Raw genomic sequence first — 17161 nt, 5'->3', positions numbered from 1 at the left:
CCCTAAGGATGACAAAGGATTTTATTTCTAATTCTAATTCCCCTCTTTCTAGGGAAGTAAAGCGATCACATCAGAAGCAAATTTATCCATACTGAATTCTCCTTTTGGGGTAAAACCAAGACGGACAATCACCAAATCTTTTGATGGAATCACCAAAATCCATTGCCCTTCAAATCCTCCGGCATAAAAAGCATCATTGGGTAGACTTGGGAATTTCTTTTCCTCAGGACGGCTAGGATTGCCGGCATTGAGCCACCATTGTGCGCCATATTCTCCCATAGGAGCGGCAGTAGCCGGTGTGGTCGCAAATTTCACCCAATCTTCCGATAGAATCTGTTCGCCAAGCCAGTTTCCTTTACCCAACATCAGCAAACCCAATCTCGCAAAATCCCTTCCCGGGGCAAATACAAAGGAAGAACCCACGAAGGTGCCGGAGGCATCTTTTTCCATGACGGTGTTGTGCATGCCTATTTTGTAAAACAATCCTTCATAAGGCAAACGCTGGTAATTTTCTTCTCCAAGTTGGTTGCGGAGAATCTTGGACATGATGTTGGTTGTCCCGCTTGAGTAGTAAAAGTATGTGCCCGGTTCGTACTTCAATGGCTTGGAAGCGGCTACAGCTGCGGCATCAGGTTTGAGAAAAAGCATATTTGTCGCGTCTGAAACACCGCCGTAATCTTCCACCCAATCCAGTCCGTTGGTGGCCTTAAGCATGTTTTGGAGATTGATTTTACTTCTTTCATCTGTCCAATCAGGAAGTAGGTTGTTTTGTTCCAAATCCATAATACCCTTGTCTACCTGAAGGCCGACGAGGTTACTGATGATGCTTTTCCCCATAGACCAACTTGTATGTTTGGTCTTTATATTATGGTCATTGCCATAGCCCTCGGCCACCAATAGTCCTTGGTGTAGGACGACAATCATGTGGGTCAGATGGGTCTTCTTGACAGAATCTTCAAATTCAATATCAATCAAATCCTGGATTTTTTTGTATTGGGGAAGGTTCAGGATCGAATCGTTGAGCCTGTTGCCGTTTGGCCAACTCACGGTATCTTGACTCCAATAGGGTTTGGCTACTTCATAATAAACCTGATTTCGGACTTCCTCTTCCTCCATTCCGGACAACAAAGTACAGCCCTGGCCTTCGCGATAGATGGCTACTCTTTTGGCCAAACCAAAAACAGATCCCGTTACTTTTTTTCCTTCTCTGTCTACTTCAAAATCTCCCAAGCTGATCGGGAATGCCCTCAATTCCTGACTCATTACCGAATTTTCGTCCCGTTCCGCAAGGAAAATACAGCTGCACATGATCTTTGATCCATAAGAACTGACAAGTGGAAATGATTTCCAGGCATAGTTGATCCCGTAGCCCAAACCGGCGATTAGGATCAGAAGGATTGAATAACCGATTTTCTTTTTCATGGGTAAGGTGGGGGGCTTTTATATTTCCTGAAATTTAAATGTTTTATTATTTCAGATGGCATTTTTTTTATCTCAAATGACTCTAAGGATTTACGAAGTATGGAAAGAACTCAAACAAATAGGCTAAACTTGTTTTTCATGGTTTTTTTCAATCAAAGAACCTTTACTTTTTCGTGATTTTTTTGTGATAATTCAAAGGCAATTTTGACTCAAACAAAATCACATCTATTATGAAAAAACTAATCTTATTCTTGTTTGTCGTCATTTTTGCTGCCTGTTCTGAAGATACCGAGCCGGTAATTATCGATTCAGCATTGCCTGATGGCACTTTGAGCGTTCTTCGCATGGGTACATTCGTTGACCAAAACGGTGCCGGAAGCGCAGGCGCAGCATCTATCGGTACAGATACCAAAGGGACAGTATTTTTGAGTTTCAACAATGCCTTCAGAACTGCCTTAGGTACGGGTACAGTCACAGTTTACCTGTCAACATCTGACACTTTCACGCCTGATCCGGCGAATGGCAATCCCAATCTATTACTGGTGGGACCTGTTAGAAATGCCGGTGAAAACTTCTTTAAAATCCCGACAGGAACTGATTTGGCTAAATATACCCATGTTATCCTTTGGTGTGGATCAGTGGGTATTCCGTTTGGAAATGCAAGGTTGCAATAATCACTCTTCACCGACATCCCGGAATTTCCGGGATGTTTAAAGCTCCAATCATGAAAAATCTAAAATTCTTACAGATAGCAGCACTGTTTTTTGTGGTTCAAGAGGTGGACGGGCAAAGTGGATGGACCAAATCAAAAGGTGAAGGTTTTTTCCAAACATCCTTTTCGACATTCAATTCCAAAGATTACTTCACGCTTGAAGGGGAAAAACTCCTCACCAATAGGTTTCATCAGCAAAGTATAGTCTTTTATGGAGAGTATGGGGTGACCGACAAATTCACGGTGATTGCCAATCTGCCCCTTCAAAACTTCAACGGTTTTGAAACCACTGAAACTGTTTCCGGACTTGGAGACCTTAGACTGGAATTCAAACATTCCTTATTGAAAAAAATCCTGCCATTGGCCATCAGTGTCGCTCCTGAAATTCCAACCGGTAGGGCCAATAATTTTGCCAACAGCACTGTCAATGATTTTGAAAGGATCAACCTTCCAAGTGGTGACGGAGAATTCAATGTTTGGACCACTTTGGCCACTTCTTTTGCTTTGGGAGACTTTCCGTTTTATGGTTCTTTATTTGGGTCCTATAATTATAGAACGCAGTATGACGGGATCTCTTTTAGTGATCAGATGGCCGTAGGAGTGGAGTTTGGCTACAAGTTCTTTGATAAGGTTTGGGTCAATGCCAGGCTGAATGGACTTACTTCTGTAGATGAGATTACAGAGGTGACGGATTTTGTAAGGGGGGATGGAACTGAATACACCAGTTACAGCATTGGTGCGAGTGTGCCGGTCTACAAGGAATTCCATCTCAATCTCAATTACCGAAATTTCAACGACCTCTTGTTCCAAAGAAAAAACATCTATTCAGGTGGAGTCTTTACTCTCGGGATCTATTATAACCTCAAACCTACGGCCAAATGAATAACAGCAATATAGTTTCGGGGTATTCCTTCGGAAAAAACATTAACCCCGTCGGTTTGATGTTTATGCCTTCCGGAAAATTGGAAAAATTCCAGACAGTCTTCCATCAGGGGGATTTGGCAAACAGGCTTTTTATCGTCAAAAGCGGCTTTGTCAAACTCTGTGAGTTGTCTCAATCAGGTGAAGAGATCATCCATGATATCAAATCTGAGGGTGAAATATTCGGTGAATGGGACAGTCTCTTCCATCCCGGAATACATTTCAGGTATTCTGCCATTACCCTTTCTGATAATACTGAAGTTCATGCTATCAAATTCTCAGAAACCTCCATTGAACAGCCTTTCAATTCCATCTCAGGACTTTCCAATCTGGTTTTGGAAGATTTGAAAAAGCTTGCCCTCAGACACCAAAGACTGCTAAACAAGGATGCAGCGTACCGGATCAAAGAAACCCTCCTCAGCCTTGCCAAAAAAGCAGGACAAAAATTCGGAGATGAAACCCTGCTCAAAATATGGCTATCCCATGAAGATATCGCAAAACTCGCTGACACTAGCCGTCAGACTGTGACTGCAGTCATGAATCAACTTAAAAGCAAAAATAAAATCACTTACTCAAGGGACAGGATTCTTTTCAGAAGCCTGACCGATTTCCACAATTAAACACAATCATTATGAAAAAACTAAGCATGATTTTGGTATTGGCAACATTCTGCCTTTTTTCTTGTCAAGATAAAGCTGACAAAGTTCCGGCCGATGATTCAGTTGAGGTCACAGGGCCATTGGAAGTACTCAAAAGCGGTACCCTTTCCAATCAAAGTGGAGCAGGGACCAGAGGAACCGTTCAGTTGGTAAAAGACCAAGCTGGAAAATTCTACATTTCCCTGAGTGATAATTTTACGACCAAGTTTTCAACAGGAACTGTCACCGTCTACCTTTCCACTGCCTCTTCTCTTCGATTGAATGAAGGCGGAAGTTTCCAATTGCTTGGATTGGCCAATAGACCGGGAGCACATTTTTATGAACTGCAGGGCAATAAAGACGATAAGTTTACCCATGCTATCATTTGGTGTGGCGCAGCGGCAATTCCTTTTGGAAATGCTTTATTGGAATAACATTTTGTTTGGTTTGTTTATTTGTAAAAATGGGGGTTGACTATTCATCCCCTTTTTTTGTGACCTTCTTTACCAAAAAGGACAATGATCCCATGGAATCATGGTAAAGAATTTAATTTGAACCGCTGTACGGATAAATATTCGAAGCAATCAATCAGTTCAACATCCAAAGCAGTTACTATTGATGACCATCCTTTAGCTTCTTCCATCATTACTTTATTAATGAAGATTCATAGAATATTTGGCCATGAAGGTGGATGGTCAAGGAGATTTCTTCCCTATTAATTAGACTGCATCGGATCAAGCTCAAAAACAAATTCCGTAAAGGTGGAAGAATCAGAAAAGACCTGAATGGTGGAATCATGGACCTCCAATATTTTTTTCACAATGGCCAATCCCAAGCCTGATCCTTCAATCCCTTTTTTGTCCCTATCGACCATGTAATACCTTTCAAAAAGTGAATCCAAATCCTTTTGTGGTATTCCCGATCCTGTATTTTTGATACTCACACAGACTTTGTAGGTAGTCTGACAATAAAAAGCTTTGAGGGTAATCTTTCCGTTTTCGGGAGCATATTTGACGGCATTGTCAATCAGGTTTTGGATCACCCTGTCCAATAAATAAAGATCAGCTTCCACCACAGGGAGTGAGGGCGAAATGTCTGCAACAAGGTCTATTTTTTTCGCTTTGGCCAAAAGTTCAAATTTCAGACAGGCATCAAAAAGCAATTCCTGAATCCTAAAGGGCTCCAGTTTTAACTGCATCTGACCGGATTCCAGCTTTGACAACTCAAATAAATCCGCGACCAATTTGGTAAGCCGGTCTGAGGAATCAGAGATTATTTTCAGGTATTGATCTCTTTCAGCTTCTGTGATCTGATCGCCTTTGATCATCATGGTTTCAACGTATCCGTTGATTACTGCCAAAGGATTGCGGAGGTCATGGGACACATTGGCGATCAATTCCCTTCTCAGGCTGTCCACTTTTTTCAATTCATCCATATGGTGGAGGATATTGTCGGCCATTTGGTTGAAAGTAGAGGCCAATACCGATAATTCTGAATTGGTCATTTTCTCAGGAATTCTTGCTTCCAAATCTCCGTCTTTAAACTTCCGGACTGTGGCAACTATTTCTCTCAGGTTTTTTGTAAGCAGGATAGTCAAAAGCAAGGCGATCAATAAGGCTACTACCATGGTCACTATAAATGACTTCAGGGTCAGCTTCAGCCAATAACTGCCCAACAGTCCCGCGGCGGCCTCCTCAAACTTTTCACTGGCCAAGGTGATGTAGACATAGCCCAATAATTTTCCGTTTTCGGTCACTTCTGTTGCAGAGAAAATGGTCTGATATCCATTGGACCTCGGATCATCGCCAAGGATGAATTCTGAGCCTTTGGTTTGGATAAATTCCCGGACAGGTTCGATATCGACTCTTTTGAGCTTGACCTTGGAATCCAAAACTACAAATGAGAGGATCTCGCCTTCCGGATCCAAAAGGTAAACCTCAATACTCGGATTGACGGCCATCATGGAATGCATGATGACTCCCAATGCTTCTTCATTTACCTCGCCGTTTTTGAAGGGAGGCGCTTCTTTGATCAGGTAATCCGCGATGGAAGCGTTGAGCTTTTGGGTGGTTTCGAGAAAATAATTTTTGGAAGCGATCGTGGTAATGATGATGTAGGCAAAGCCGACCACCATCATGACGAGTGTAATCACTACAGAAATTCTCCAATAAAAACTTTTCATAAAATCATGTTTTAGTCTCGGCAAGTGTTTACCATTCGTCATTGAAGCGGTAACCTATCCCCCAAGTGGTCAGGATAAACCTTGGGTTGTTGGCATCGACTTCGATCTTGGACCTCAGCCGGTTGATGTGGGCGTTGACGGTGTGTTCATAGCCGCTGAAGTCATATCCCCAAATCAGCTCCAACAATTCCGACCTGCTGTAACTTCTTCCCGGACTTTTGGCCAAAAGCATGATCAGGTCAAACTCCTTTGGGGTAAGGTCAATCCTTTTTTGGTTCAAAAGGACCTTCCTTCTTTTTTCATCTATTTCCAGGTTTTCAAACCTGACGGCATCTTCATTTTTATTGCTCAGCAGGACAAATTGGTCTTGCCTTCTCATTATGGCTTTGACCCGGGCGATAAATTCCCTGATTTTGAATGGTTTGGTGATGTAATCATCCGCACCCGATTCCAAGCCTATCACTTTGTCAATTTCTTCAGATTTGGCTGTAATCATCAGGATGGGGGTGAAATTGTCCAAGGCCCTGAGCTTTTGGCAAATGCTCAACCCGTCCATTTCGGGAAGCATGATATCCAATATCATCAGGTCAAACTGCCCCGAGGAAGCAGATTCATAGCCTAAACGGCCATTGTTGGCTACCTGAATCTGATAACCCAAATCCTTGAGGTGGATCTGAATCAGTTGGCTGATATTTGGATCATCTTCGACTACCAATACCTTTTTCATAATTGACTAGTTATAAATTCCAATAAAAGTAAACTGAAATGTTCACGAAAGTATCACGAAAAAATCTGTTCCATATAATGGCCTTGGAAGAAGGATTGATCCTAAACCACATGGTTCTGGGAGGATGTTGATTTTTAACCGCAATGCACGCGAAGGTTTCGCAAAGGGGGGCAAAGGGATTCTATTCTTTTACCCCGGAGGAGGCAGAACACAAGGACGGGAGCATCAAAAACAAGGATGAAAAGAGGAAAAACTTTCCCTTGTCATTTCGAACGCAGAGAGAAATCTTCTCATTCTTAAGCCATTGACAGCAATGGTCGCAAAGAATTCAGAATTTTAACTTTTTAATTCAGAATTGTCCTAAGACTATAATGCCTTTCCACCTTAAAAACTTATCTTAATCCCCTGAAAAAGAAAACATAATTGTAGATGAAAGTCCCTAGAAATCCTTTGCCACTCACTACCTGCCTAGGAAACCAAATCGACCAATTGGTTTATCAGCTTTATGGTTTGACGGAGGAGGAGATTAAGATTTCGTAAGGGTTAAAAACTTCTAATTATTAACTATATTATTTAAAATCAATTTTTATGAATCAGCGAATAATAATTTCAACAACAAATTTTATAGACGGAATGGAAATTGAAAAATATTACGATTTGATTTCCACTAATGTAGTCTTAGGAACAAATGTGTTTTCAGATATCGGCGCATCATTTTCTGATTTTTTCGGAGGTTCGTCAGAAATCTATCAAAACAAACTTGAAAGAATTTATAAAGTTGCTTTAGATAAATTGAGGCAAAAAGCGAAGAATTTAAATGCTAATGGGATAATTGGGGTGAATATTGATTTTGATGAAGTATCAGGTGGAGGAAAATCAATGTTCATGATTTCGGTTTCAGGAATGGCTGTAAGGTTAAAATCTCTTGATAAACCAAATCAAAGTGATGAAGGAAAAAAAACATCTGTTACACCTGAAGAGCTTGAAAATGTTATTTCAAGATTAAAAATTATAACAAAAATAAAGAGTAAAATTCCTTTACAAGATGAGGATTGGGAATTTCTATTAGAAAACACAATTGAAGAAATTCTTCCAGAGTTATTAGATGATTATTTGTTTGCCTTTAAGGATTTTCCAAATCCAACTACAGATATACAAAGGAGATTGAGGAAATTCTTTCCATTATTTCTAAAACAACTTGATTTTGAAATTGTCTCCAAGATGCTTTATGAAAAGATCCAAGTAAACAATTTAATTATTATTACACTGTTGAAAGAGTCCGAATCTTTTAATCCTGAATTAACACTTACAGTAATTAAATCAGATAATATTCATCAAGGAATATCTTCTTTAGTTGCTCATAAGAGATATTATTCAGTTGAGGATTTAAAATATATGAATTCGATCGTTGAATATCTTAAGAGAATTCCTAAAACCGGAAAAATTGAAGTTGTGAAAGGCATACTGGTTTCTAAAGAGAAATTCATATGTGAAAATAACCACAGCAATGATATTGATGCAGAATTCTGTACCAATTGTGGAAAGAATATTCAAGGTTTGACAAAAAATGAAATAAATATCTTGAAGGACTTTGAATTAAAAATACAAGGATTAGCAATGCTTCTTAATTAACTAATACTCAGATCACCTAGGTTTAAGGAATTGTCACAACGAAAAATATCTCAAACATTGCAAAGAGCGTATCCTCATAGTTGAAAACAAAATTCTTTATAAAAGAATTATTAAATATATGCAGGACACAATTGTAGTTTCGAGGTAATTTGAAGATCACAAATTTATCATCTAAAATTATGCTATTTATCCAAAAATATGATGAAACAATTCTTCCCAAAGAGTTTCATAACATTAACAACATATGCGCAATTTTATTTGATCAAATAGTAGACATTTATAGATATGGGATCTATGAGGATTTCACCTCGCATAATATTTTTTTTGGTGGTAATATTAAATCAATAGATATAGAAGGTTTTAAATCAGAAGACGACCTAATTAGATTTCTTCTAGATAATAATCTTAGAAGCGAATTAAATGATGCGTTAACAAAAAAAATTTGTTCAGCAATAATCTCTGATTTTAGTCATTTTGTATATGAGGCAATTTCATCAGCAAAAAAATGTAAAACTACAGTAGCTTTTTCTTTATTAAGGAAACCATTTACTGATGAGTTGACAATTTTGGAACGTCTTTTTGTTGATCCTGAGGGGTTTATCGAAAATTTTTATATTGAAGGAGATATCAATAAGTATGACCCTTCAAATGATCGAACTAAAAACAATATAGACCATTTAGAGTTGATACGTGATTGCAAAAAGAAGATGAAATATAGCCTTCTAATTTTCCCATCTTTGGTTTATGATATTAGATATGAGAAATCATTTAAAGGAGCAATTCAAGAAGTAACAAATAAATCAATTCATATTGTTACTAAGCAAAGGTATTATAAAACAGAGGCAAAAGACCTAAATTATATTTTTGACTCAGTTTCCAATATTGACCACTATCTTCATTTATTTTATACAAATACATTCTATATGCTCTTATATTCAGCATCTATAATTGATGAACTTTATTTTAAATATTTGACCAACCAAGAACATGTAACCTTAAGAAAATCAAAAGCATTGAGGAGATTGTTTAGTATGGTTTTATTAAGGGGTTTCTGTAAAGATGAATCAGATATCCAAGCTTTTGAAATGATCTTAAGTGTATTTGAAAAAAATAAAATGCAGTGTTCCACATGCAGTCATGAATTCACGCCAATTGGAACAGATTTAGAGTATTTCTTTTTTGAGGAAAATTTAAAATGTCCTCGATGTCTGAATACAATAATTAATTCTGAAAAGGACTTAGAGGCTTTTGTTTCCAAATTTGAAATTATCTTAAATGTTAAAAATAATGATTAATGTTCCCTTTTTGGGTGTAGTATATACAATTGTTTTTGGACTAAGTGGTATTTATAATTCCGACCTTTTATTTTTTGGGATTTGAAATCCCGATTTTGAGAAGTTCAACCTTTGGCTGATTCACCCTGAAAAAAAATCCTGTATTCTCCCCAAGCCTCTGAAGTGCCATTCCCAAGAACCGAGAGGTAGGAGTATTTTGCCTAAAGGGGGTACTTCCCAAGTGGAGGGGGGTACTTCGGAAGTACCCCCCTCCACTTCATTACCTACCCGAGTCACCTTTTTACCTACCCATGTCACCTTTTTACTGACACGGGTCGCCTTTTTGCTGACAGCGGTCGCCTCGGAGGTAACCCGTCTCGCCTTTTAGGTAACCCGTCTCACCTTTTTGCTCCTCGCTGTCAGCTTTTTGGTAACCCGTCTCGCCATTTTGGTGACTCGTCTCGCCTTTTTGCTGACAGCAGTCGCCTCAGAGGTGACCCGTCTCACCTTTTTGCTAAGCTGTGTCGCCTTTTTGGTTCTCACTGTCAGCTTTTAGGTGACACGTTGGTTCTCGGAAGTGGGTAAGATGATATTTTTGGATAGACCTGTCAGGTTTTGGAAACCTTACAGGTCTTTTTCTTAAAGTTTGGAAATAAAAAAACCGGACCCTTGCAGGTCCGGTAAAGTCTAAGTTCAAATCAAGGGTTAATCTTTTTTCTTTATTCGTTGGAAGATGGCTTTCTGCCCTGCTTCTCAAACCTCTTTCTCAGGTCTTCATAGATGGCTTTGGCATCGGGAGCATTCATTTTTGCGGCTTGCTTCACCGAATTGTAATAACTCAAGGCCCCTTTATAGGCTTCCGATCCTGCTAGCATGGCAGTATCGCTCATAGTGTCTTGGATCTGATCAACCATCCTCAACAATGGCATCAGTCCCGAAGTAGCATTCCAGTCTTTTTGAAGTTCCTCCAGACTGACATATGCCGGTAGAAATTCCGAATTGTTGACGGCATAGTCCATGACCTTGTCGACAAAAGGCTCTGTGCCGTCACTCATTTTTGGGATGGTTTTGCGCTGCTCGGGTGTGAGGGCGATGACATGGGGTGCCAATAGGCCCTGAATTTGCTGCAGGGCGGCCTTGATGGCCTGAAGATCCGCCGGTGGGATCTCGATGGAGATTCGATTTTCCATTGATTGGATTGTTTAAAATGAAAGAATATAACTGTAAGCACCTAGTACTTAGAACAAAATGTAGTTATAAAGGAAAAAATAAACAAGGGTTTAGGTAAAAATATTTGTGAACATTAGTTCAATGTCGTAAAATACCGTAGGAGGGAGGGTTTTATGGTTATCTTTTTGGGATTTATAATCCCAATTCTGAGAAGTTCAATCCTCATCTGGTTTTTGTTAAAAGTGCCAAAGAGTCGGTTTTTTATTTTTATTTGTTGTTTTTGAGAAACACACCCACCATTTCTTAACAAATTTTTTATGGAGAAACAGATGCTTTTCAATCGATTCCGAATGGTATTTTATTTCAAAATCAAAGCAAGGTATGCCCTGATTTAGAATAAAATTCTGTTTTCACCCCAAAAATCACTACTTTTGTAGCTTCATATATATTAGGCAATAACAGATGACCATTACTCCACCCTGATTTTTTAATTTTTTGACATCATCTCCTTCCCTCAGATGAGCGGAAGACCCATTGCCTATTTTCCATTTATTAAAGTTTAAGAATTATGACGCAGATGTTTTATCGCCTGTTCAAACCGACACAGGTAAATCTGAAAGACGAAGTATTGTCCGGCTTGACTGTGGCCTTGGCTTTGGTGCCTGAAGCAGTAGCTTTTTCATTGATTGCGGGAGTCAGTCCTTTGATTGGATTATATACCGCATTTATTATTGGACTGATTACCTCTATTATGGGTGGCCGTCCCGGAATGATTTCCGGTGCAACAGGTGCCATAGCTGTAGTAGTAGTCGCTTTGGTTGTTTCTCATGGAGTTGAATACCTCTTTGCAGCAGTTGTCCTGATGGGATTGATCCAGATATTAGTAGGTGTTTTGAAATTGGGGAAATTGATCCGCTTGGTGCCGCATCCGGTGATGTTTGGATTTGTCAACGGATTGGCCATTGTGATTGCCATGGCACAATTTGCTCAGTTCAAAACTGTGAATGCCGAGGGAGTTTCTGAATGGATGAGCGGAAATCCATTGTATATCATGATAGGCTTTGTCCTACTGACCATGATCATTATTAAGTTCCTCCCAAAGTTGACTACAGCTGTACCCTCGGCTTTAGTGGCAATATTGACCGTTTCCTTGATTGTTATTTTCGGAGGCATTGATACCAGAACAGTTGGTGATTTGGCATCCATCAGTGGAGGATTGCCGGAGTTTCATTTGCCTTTGGTTCCTTTGAATTGGGAAACATTGATGATCATCCTGCCTTATTCTGCGATTATGGCTGGAGTTGGGCTGATAGAAAGTCTGCTGACTTTGACCTTGATAGATGAAATCACAGAGACGAGAGGTCATGGGAATAAGGAATGTGTAGCTCAAGGTGTGGCTAACATAACGACTGGATTTTTTGGTGGAATGGGTGGCTGTGCGATGATCGGTCAGTCATTGATCAATGTCAATGCAGGCGGAAGAAGCCGGATTTCGGGAATAGTAGCTTCTGTCGGTCTTTTGGTATTTATTCTTTTCCTGTCTGCTTATATCGAAATGGTACCAATGGCGGCCTTGGTTGGGCTGATGTTTATGGTGGCAATAGGAACATTTGAATGGGCTTCATTGAAAGTATTCCGGAAAGTCCCTGCCCATGATGTGTTGGTGATGGTTATCGTTACATTGGTAACTGTCTTTTTGCATAACCTGGCTTTGGCTGTGTTGATTGGAGTCATCATTTCCGCTTTGGTCTTCTCTTGGCAAAATGCCAAAAGGATCAGAGCAAGGAAATATGTGGATGAAAATGGAGTCAAACATTACGAGATGTTTGGTCCGCTTTTCTTTGCTTCTGCAATGGCTTTTGGGCAAAAGTTTGACCCGATCAACGATCCTGAGGAAATTATTATTGATTTTCAGGAAAGCAGGATTGTGGACCATTCGGGCATAGATGCCATCCACAAAGTAACCGAACGTTATGAAAAATTAGGGAAAACTGTTTACATCCGTCATCTGAGCAGTAGCAGTAGGGTATTGCTCGAAAAGGCAGAGACGATCATCAACGTCAATTACACCGATGATGACCCAAGCTTTAAGATAGTATTTGACAAAAGAGAAAAAGTGAGGTCCTGATGTTGATATGCAACCCTCCGCAGGGTGGAATTACAAATTCCACCCTTTTATTTTTTGGGATTTGAAATCCCAATTCTGAGAAGTTCAACACATACTTTCTGTCAGATAGCAGTTTCCTTTTCTCCAGGTTTCTTTACCTGAAGTGCCCTTTTGGTAACTTTCAAATCTCTGAAATAACCGATCGTACCGATATCCACATACAGTCCTACAAATCCCTTTTTGGTTTTGCCCAGCATTTTGTCTACGATAAAGGAGGAATACTTCATGTCATTGATATACATTTCGGCAGATTCACCATTGACTTCTATTCTCATGGTAATCCATTCCTCGAGAGCTACAGGGGCAGAACCTTCATACCTGAATGGGGCAGTCTTCCGTAAGGTATCAAATTTAAAGTCGGGATAAGAGAAGTACTGTACGGTGTGGTTTCTTCGCAGTTGGTTATCGGACCTTCCGACTTTTGGCCTTACATAAATACTCTCAAAGGCAGAATCATCTTCCTGAATCCTGAAATAAAGACCGATAAATCCGGCGATGCCTGAGTACGTGGCAGGGTTTTGTAATTGGCTGTACATCTTGACTTCAATGGTTCCGTTTTCGAAGTCATCCAATCCTACAAGCCGAGCATAATGTGGTTCATCCACCGTGGCCTCTACGCGTGTCGAATCAAAAGGGAGGGCATTTAAATCCCGTTCGATTTTTAAGACTTTTTTTCCTTGAAATTTCACCACCTCGCCGGTGACATTGTGAAGTTCAAACTCCTGGTTTTTGAGTTTCAGGTTTTGCGCATTGACACCCAATGTGATAAATGCCAACAGAAGTATGAATGGGGATTTTTTTAATGACATGATATTCTTTCTTGATGATGATAACCTTACAAAAGTCAACATAATCCACGGTATCTACCCTTAATCTAGGTTAAGAAATCAGCCCTTGGCTTGGAGGTTCTTCCGGATTTTGCTCAAAAATTCAGGGGTAATCCCGAGATAAGAGGCTATCTGTGTATTGGGAATCCTGTTAAAAAGATGGGGATATTGTTCCAAAAAACTCAGGTACCGTTCCTCAGCAGTAGAACTGAACAGCTGTCCGATGCGCTCTTGCTGCTGCATAAAATGGTTTTCCAACAATACCCGAAAAATCCTGTCAAATTTTGGGGCCTGAATATACAGATCAAGCAAATCCCGGTGTGTGATTCGAAGTACCAGGGTATCTTCCAAAGCTTCAATATTCAAAGTGGATGGGATTCTTTTATGGAAACTTGTGAGATCAAGAATCCAATAATTCTCTGTAGCAAACTGAAAAACGTGGTAATCTCCTTTTTCATCCACTTTAAAAAGCCTGAGACATCCTTTTACCACAAAATCAAAATGGTCACATACTTTACCCTCCTGTAAGGCAAACTGCTTTTTTGCAAAAGTGTGGGGATGGAATTTTGCTTCAACCAATTCTTTCTCCTCTTGCTTCAAAGGAATCAGTTTCCCGAAATAATCGAGGAGCGGTTGGCAAGCAGCTGGATTTGAATCGATTTCCATAAACAAAGAATTGCTAATTAGCCGTTCAAAGGTAAAAAGTTATGACCAATATGGGGGCTTTTTTGAATTACAAAGCTACTCGGTCATTGAAATAAAAAAAACCTACTCCATCTTTACCGCGATCACCACTGCCGAAAGAATCGTCAGCCCTCCGATGGCCAAAATCGAAATATCAATACCGAATGAATCTGCGATCAGGCCTGTGATGATTGCCCCGATGGCATAACCCAAATCCCTCCACAAGCGAAATATCCCGATACTTTTTGCCCTGTCCTGTGGATGGGTATTTTCGGCAACGGTGGCGAGAAATGTCGGATAGACAATGGCTGTTCCCCAACCCAATATGGCTGACAAAAACACGTAATGCGTCATGCTTTCAGCAAAAAGGAATAAGCCCAATGCGATGCCCTGTAGCAGCATTCCGGTAAAGAGCAGGTTCTTTTTGTTGTAGATATCGGCCATCCTCCCGGTAAAGAGTTGTCCAAATCCCCAAACAGCAGGATAGACAGCAGTGACGACACCGACTTGTTCCAGATTGAATCCTTTGGCTGCAAGTAATATTGGGAAAATCCCCCAAGCCATTCCATCATTGAGGTTATTGATCAAACCGGCCTGCGTGACAGCTCCCAGGTTTGGATGTTTCCAGGTAGTATCCCAAAAAGGATTTTTCAATTTTGGAACATCAGAAAAAGTATTCTCGGCTTCCACATGCTTCCGTGTGTCTTTGACAAGGAAAATGGAGCCCGCCAAACCCAATAGAGAAAGTCCAATTCCAAGGTAAAAGGGATAAGGCCTTAAACCGTATTCTGCCGCGATATATCCTGTCAAAAACGCAACCAAAGCCACAGCAAGGTATCCGGCAAATTCATTCAAGCCCATGGCAAAACCCCGCTGTTTTTCCCCAACAAGATCGATTTTCATGACCACAGTACTGCTCCAAGCCAAACCCTGATTGATCCCAAGCAGGATGTTTGCAGCGACTATCCAATCCCAACTAGGGGCAAACATCAGGATAAAGGGTACCGGAACTGCAAACAGCCAACCTATGGTAAGCAGGTTTTTTCTCCCTACTTTATTGGCAAAAACTCCGGCAAAGTAATTGGTGATGGCTTTTACAATCCCAAAAACAATGATAAAAGAGAGTATGGCAGTTTTGGCTGCAATGTGAAATTCCTGCTCGGCAATCTGTGGCAGGATGCTCCGCTCCAGGCCCACCATCCCGCCTACAAAGGCATTGATGATGACCAAAAGTGTAAATTGCTTCCAGTTTTCTCTGAGACCCAGTTCTATTTTTTGCACTATCCCTCCATTTGAATACACAAAATTCGTGGAGGCTCGGGTCGATTCCTTTTACAAATGTTAAAAAATCAACGCTGGGCGCGGATCCGGCTGAGGCTGACCTGAGTGATGCCTAGGTATGAAGCAATGTACTTCAGGGGTATTCTTTTCAAAAAATCAGGTGATTCTTGGGTCAGTGCAAGATACCTTTCTTCCGCGCTATGAAACTGTAGACTCTCAATCCTGTTGACAGTTTCGACATAAGCAGATTCAAAGATTTTGCGGAAAAGACGTTCTATGTCAGGAAATTGGTCATAGAGATCAAAAAGTAAGGGAGAACTGATTCCGATAAATTCGGAGTCTTCCAAAACCTGAATGCCTTTCTTGCTCGGCTTTCCTGTAAAAAGACTTTCCACCCTTGCAATCAGGGAGTTTTCGAAGGCAAAAGATTCGGTGATGTCTGTTCCGTCTTTGTAGTAGTAGATCCTGGCTATTCCTTTTTTGACAAAATAAATGGTGCGACAGGTGTGGCCGATGGATTGGAGGTCTTTGTTTTTGGGGATCTGGGAAAGGCTACAAATGGCTGCTAATGCTTCCTTGGCTTCTCCGGAAACCCTATGAAAAGTATCAAAATAATAAAAGAGCGGGGAATAGACTGTCGAAAAGTGATTGCTTTTAGTCGGCATAGTATTCAAAGTTAAACCTCTGAAGGGAAAATATCATTTAATTTTTTTGCTATGATTTCAACCCTTTTTTGGGTTTGAAGATGGAGTTTAATTTATTGTTTTCTCTTTGGCTAAATCCTATGAGTCTGATTACTTTTTTTGATCCACCGGCTAAAGCAGGTGGCAATTAAATCCAAATGCATACTTCTGCTTAATGTCATTCTCCATTTATCATTCAGAATTATTCATTTATTTGGCTAAAGAAGGTGGCAATTAACCATTGCCTTGTTTTTATCCTATTTGGAAGCGGTTCTTTGTTGGAAAGTGGGGATGAAAAAAGAGAAGGAGAAGCAGTGGAATTGGACAACCAAGATTTAAATCCCGTGCAGCCTGTAGTATACTTTGTGCTTTCGACAAAGTCGTGAATAACAACTTTAATTAATTAAGGTCTTATTGCCAGTTGTAGCCAAAACTGCTCAATTTTTTTGATTACATTAAAAAATTCCTCTATCTCCAGAGGCTTTTTCAAATAGCTGTTGCAATGATTGCTGTAAGCTATGTTTACATCCTTAGGATTGGAAGAGGTGGTTAGCATAATTACCGGTATTTTTTTGAGACTTGAATCCATTTTGATTTGCCGCAATACTTCATGACCGTTATATATTGGCAAGTTGATATCCAACAGGATAAGGTCTGGCTTTGGTGATTGAGTGAATGATCCTTTTCTGAATAGAAAATCAAGTGCTTCCTGCCCATTCCTTGCCACACTGATCTCAGAAACCAATTTACTTTCTTCAAAGGCTTCTAAAGTGAGTAGGATGTCACCTTCATTGTCTTCCACCAAAAGTATATGTGCAGGTTTTAATTTCATTTTTTCTTC

The 17161-nt window shown here is 40.1% G+C and carries 18 protein-coding genes; 8 read left to right on the top strand and 10 right to left on the bottom strand.

Annotation, left to right across the window (positions count from 1 at the left end; all coding sequences use genetic code 11):
- Window positions 1-48: 48 nt before the first annotated feature.
- Window positions 49-1422 carry a serine hydrolase domain-containing protein gene (locus NK987_RS01510; protein ID WP_259262439.1) on the bottom strand — a complete coding sequence of 458 codons (1374 nt, stop codon included), beginning with the start codon at window positions 1420-1422 and terminating at the stop codon, window positions 49-51.
- A gap of 230 nt (window positions 1423-1652) precedes the next feature.
- Between NK987_RS01510 and NK987_RS01505 the strand changes: the two genes are divergently transcribed.
- Genes NK987_RS01505 through NK987_RS01490 form a run of 4 tightly spaced genes read left to right on the top strand, consistent with a single transcriptional unit; the run spans window position 1653 to window position 4127 of the window.
- A complete protein-coding gene (locus tag NK987_RS01505; RefSeq protein WP_259262438.1) occupies window positions 1653-2096 on the top strand; it encodes a DM13 domain-containing protein in 444 nt (147 codons plus the stop codon).
- A 50-nt stretch (window positions 2097-2146) separates the two neighbouring features.
- Window positions 2147-3016: a hypothetical protein gene (locus tag NK987_RS01500; protein ID WP_259262437.1), complete on the top strand. Its 870-nt coding sequence runs from the start codon at window positions 2147-2149 to the stop codon at window positions 3014-3016.
- A complete protein-coding gene (locus NK987_RS01495; protein WP_259262436.1) occupies window positions 3013-3675 on the top strand; it encodes a Crp/Fnr family transcriptional regulator in 663 nt (220 codons plus the stop codon). Before NK987_RS01500 ends, NK987_RS01495 begins: the two co-directional genes overlap by 4 nt.
- Before the next feature lie 11 nt (window positions 3676-3686).
- Window positions 3687-4127, top strand: coding sequence for a DM13 domain-containing protein (locus NK987_RS01490; RefSeq protein ID WP_259262435.1), 441 nt, complete (start codon window positions 3687-3689; stop codon window positions 4125-4127).
- Window positions 4128-4408: 281 nt separating this feature from the next.
- Here NK987_RS01490 and NK987_RS01485 read toward each other — a convergent pair whose 3' ends face one another.
- Together NK987_RS01485 and NK987_RS01480 are read right to left on the bottom strand one after the other, a co-directional pair.
- Complete coding sequence (locus NK987_RS01485; protein ID WP_259262434.1) at window positions 4409-5875, bottom strand: HAMP domain-containing sensor histidine kinase; 1467 nt, start codon at window positions 5873-5875, stop codon at window positions 4409-4411.
- Between the two features lie 28 nt (window positions 5876-5903).
- The gene (locus NK987_RS01480) at window positions 5904-6602 is read right to left on the bottom strand and encodes a response regulator transcription factor (protein ID WP_259262433.1); all 699 of its coding nucleotides are present in this window, start codon (window positions 6600-6602) and stop codon (window positions 5904-5906) included.
- 588 nt (window positions 6603-7190) lie between these two features.
- Between NK987_RS01480 and NK987_RS01475 the strand changes: the two genes are divergently transcribed.
- Together NK987_RS01475 and NK987_RS01470 are read left to right on the top strand one after the other, a co-directional pair.
- Window positions 7191-8234 (top strand): YbjQ family protein, encoded by a 1044-nt coding sequence (locus NK987_RS01475; RefSeq protein ID WP_259262432.1) that lies wholly within the window; start codon window positions 7191-7193, stop codon window positions 8232-8234.
- A gap of 179 nt (window positions 8235-8413) precedes the next feature.
- On the top strand, window positions 8414-9529 hold the full coding sequence (locus NK987_RS01470) for a hypothetical protein (RefSeq protein WP_259262431.1): 1116 nt from the start codon (window positions 8414-8416) through the stop codon (window positions 9527-9529).
- Between the two features lie 363 nt (window positions 9530-9892).
- On the opposite strand, the gene NK987_RS01465 is transcribed toward NK987_RS01470, so the two are convergent.
- Window positions 9893-10051, bottom strand: coding sequence for a hypothetical protein (locus NK987_RS01465; RefSeq protein WP_259262430.1), 159 nt, complete (start codon window positions 10049-10051; stop codon window positions 9893-9895).
- Window positions 10052-10227: 176 nt separating this feature from the next.
- The gene (locus NK987_RS01460; protein ID WP_259262429.1) at window positions 10228-10698 is read right to left on the bottom strand and encodes a hypothetical protein; all 471 of its coding nucleotides are present in this window, start codon (window positions 10696-10698) and stop codon (window positions 10228-10230) included.
- A 548-nt stretch (window positions 10699-11246) separates the two neighbouring features.
- Here NK987_RS01460 and NK987_RS01455 point away from each other — a divergent pair.
- Entirely contained in the window at window positions 11247-12806 is a 1560-nt protein-coding gene (locus tag NK987_RS01455; RefSeq protein ID WP_259262428.1) for a SulP family inorganic anion transporter, read from the top strand.
- A gap of 101 nt (window positions 12807-12907) precedes the next feature.
- Here NK987_RS01455 and NK987_RS01450 read toward each other — a convergent pair whose 3' ends face one another.
- The 4 genes from NK987_RS01450 to NK987_RS01435 form a co-directional block, all read right to left on the bottom strand.
- Window positions 12908-13654 (bottom strand): DUF1080 domain-containing protein, encoded by a 747-nt coding sequence (locus NK987_RS01450; protein WP_259262427.1) that lies wholly within the window; start codon window positions 13652-13654, stop codon window positions 12908-12910.
- 78 nt (window positions 13655-13732) lie between these two features.
- Window positions 13733-14338, bottom strand: coding sequence for a Crp/Fnr family transcriptional regulator (locus tag NK987_RS01445; RefSeq protein WP_259262426.1), 606 nt, complete (start codon window positions 14336-14338; stop codon window positions 13733-13735).
- Between the two features lie 102 nt (window positions 14339-14440).
- Complete coding sequence (locus NK987_RS01440) at window positions 14441-15637, bottom strand: MFS transporter (protein WP_259262425.1); 1197 nt, start codon at window positions 15635-15637, stop codon at window positions 14441-14443.
- 68 nt (window positions 15638-15705) lie between these two features.
- On the bottom strand, window positions 15706-16302 hold the full coding sequence (locus tag NK987_RS01435; protein ID WP_259262424.1) for a Crp/Fnr family transcriptional regulator: 597 nt from the start codon (window positions 16300-16302) through the stop codon (window positions 15706-15708).
- 245 nt (window positions 16303-16547) lie between these two features.
- Between NK987_RS01435 and NK987_RS01430 the strand changes: the two genes are divergently transcribed.
- On the top strand, window positions 16548-16706 hold the full coding sequence (locus tag NK987_RS01430) for a hypothetical protein (protein WP_259262423.1): 159 nt from the start codon (window positions 16548-16550) through the stop codon (window positions 16704-16706).
- A gap of 17 nt (window positions 16707-16723) precedes the next feature.
- Here the strand turns inward: NK987_RS01430 and NK987_RS01425 are convergent, their stop codons facing one another.
- Entirely contained in the window at window positions 16724-17152 is a 429-nt protein-coding gene (locus NK987_RS01425; protein ID WP_259262422.1) for a response regulator, read from the bottom strand.
- Window positions 17153-17161 lie beyond the last annotated feature (9 nt).

The organism is Aquiflexum gelatinilyticum (assembly GCF_024813435.1).
Classification (GTDB): Bacteria; Bacteroidota; Bacteroidia; order Cytophagales; family Cyclobacteriaceae; genus Cognataquiflexum; species Cognataquiflexum gelatinilyticum.
This window is presented reverse-complemented; position numbering and strand designations above follow the sequence as displayed.

Bases quoted from the DNA above. Each gene is read 5' to 3' on its own strand.
- NK987_RS01510 (WP_259262439.1), bottom strand. From the start codon at position 1,422: ATGAAAAAGAAAATCGGTTATTCAATCCTTCTGATCCTAATCGCCGGT.
- NK987_RS01505 (WP_259262438.1), top strand. From the start codon at position 1,653: ATGAAAAAACTAATCTTATTCTTGTTTGTCGTCATTTTTGCTGCCTGT.
- NK987_RS01500 (WP_259262437.1), top strand. From the start codon at position 2,147: ATGAAAAATCTAAAATTCTTACAGATAGCAGCACTGTTTTTTGTGGTT.
- NK987_RS01495 (WP_259262436.1), top strand. From the start codon at position 3,013: ATGAATAACAGCAATATAGTTTCGGGGTATTCCTTCGGAAAAAACATT.
- NK987_RS01490 (WP_259262435.1), top strand. From the start codon at position 3,687: ATGAAAAAACTAAGCATGATTTTGGTATTGGCAACATTCTGCCTTTTT.
- NK987_RS01485 (WP_259262434.1), bottom strand. From the start codon at position 5,875: ATGAAAAGTTTTTATTGGAGAATTTCTGTAGTGATTACACTCGTCATG.
- NK987_RS01480 (WP_259262433.1), bottom strand. From the start codon at position 6,602: ATGAAAAAGGTATTGGTAGTCGAAGATGATCCAAATATCAGCCAACTG.
- NK987_RS01475 (WP_259262432.1), top strand. From the start codon at position 7,191: ATGAATCAGCGAATAATAATTTCAACAACAAATTTTATAGACGGAATG.
- NK987_RS01470 (WP_259262431.1), top strand. From the start codon at position 8,414: ATGCTATTTATCCAAAAATATGATGAAACAATTCTTCCCAAAGAGTTT.
- NK987_RS01460 (WP_259262429.1), bottom strand. From the start codon at position 10,698: ATGGAAAATCGAATCTCCATCGAGATCCCACCGGCGGATCTTCAGGCC.
- NK987_RS01455 (WP_259262428.1), top strand. From the start codon at position 11,247: ATGACGCAGATGTTTTATCGCCTGTTCAAACCGACACAGGTAAATCTG.
- NK987_RS01450 (WP_259262427.1), bottom strand. From the start codon at position 13,654: ATGTCATTAAAAAAATCCCCATTCATACTTCTGTTGGCATTTATCACA.
- NK987_RS01445 (WP_259262426.1), bottom strand. From the start codon at position 14,338: ATGGAAATCGATTCAAATCCAGCTGCTTGCCAACCGCTCCTCGATTAT.
- NK987_RS01435 (WP_259262424.1), bottom strand. From the start codon at position 16,302: ATGCCGACTAAAAGCAATCACTTTTCGACAGTCTATTCCCCGCTCTTT.
- NK987_RS01425 (WP_259262422.1), bottom strand. From the start codon at position 17,152: ATGAAATTAAAACCTGCACATATACTTTTGGTGGAAGACAATGAAGGT.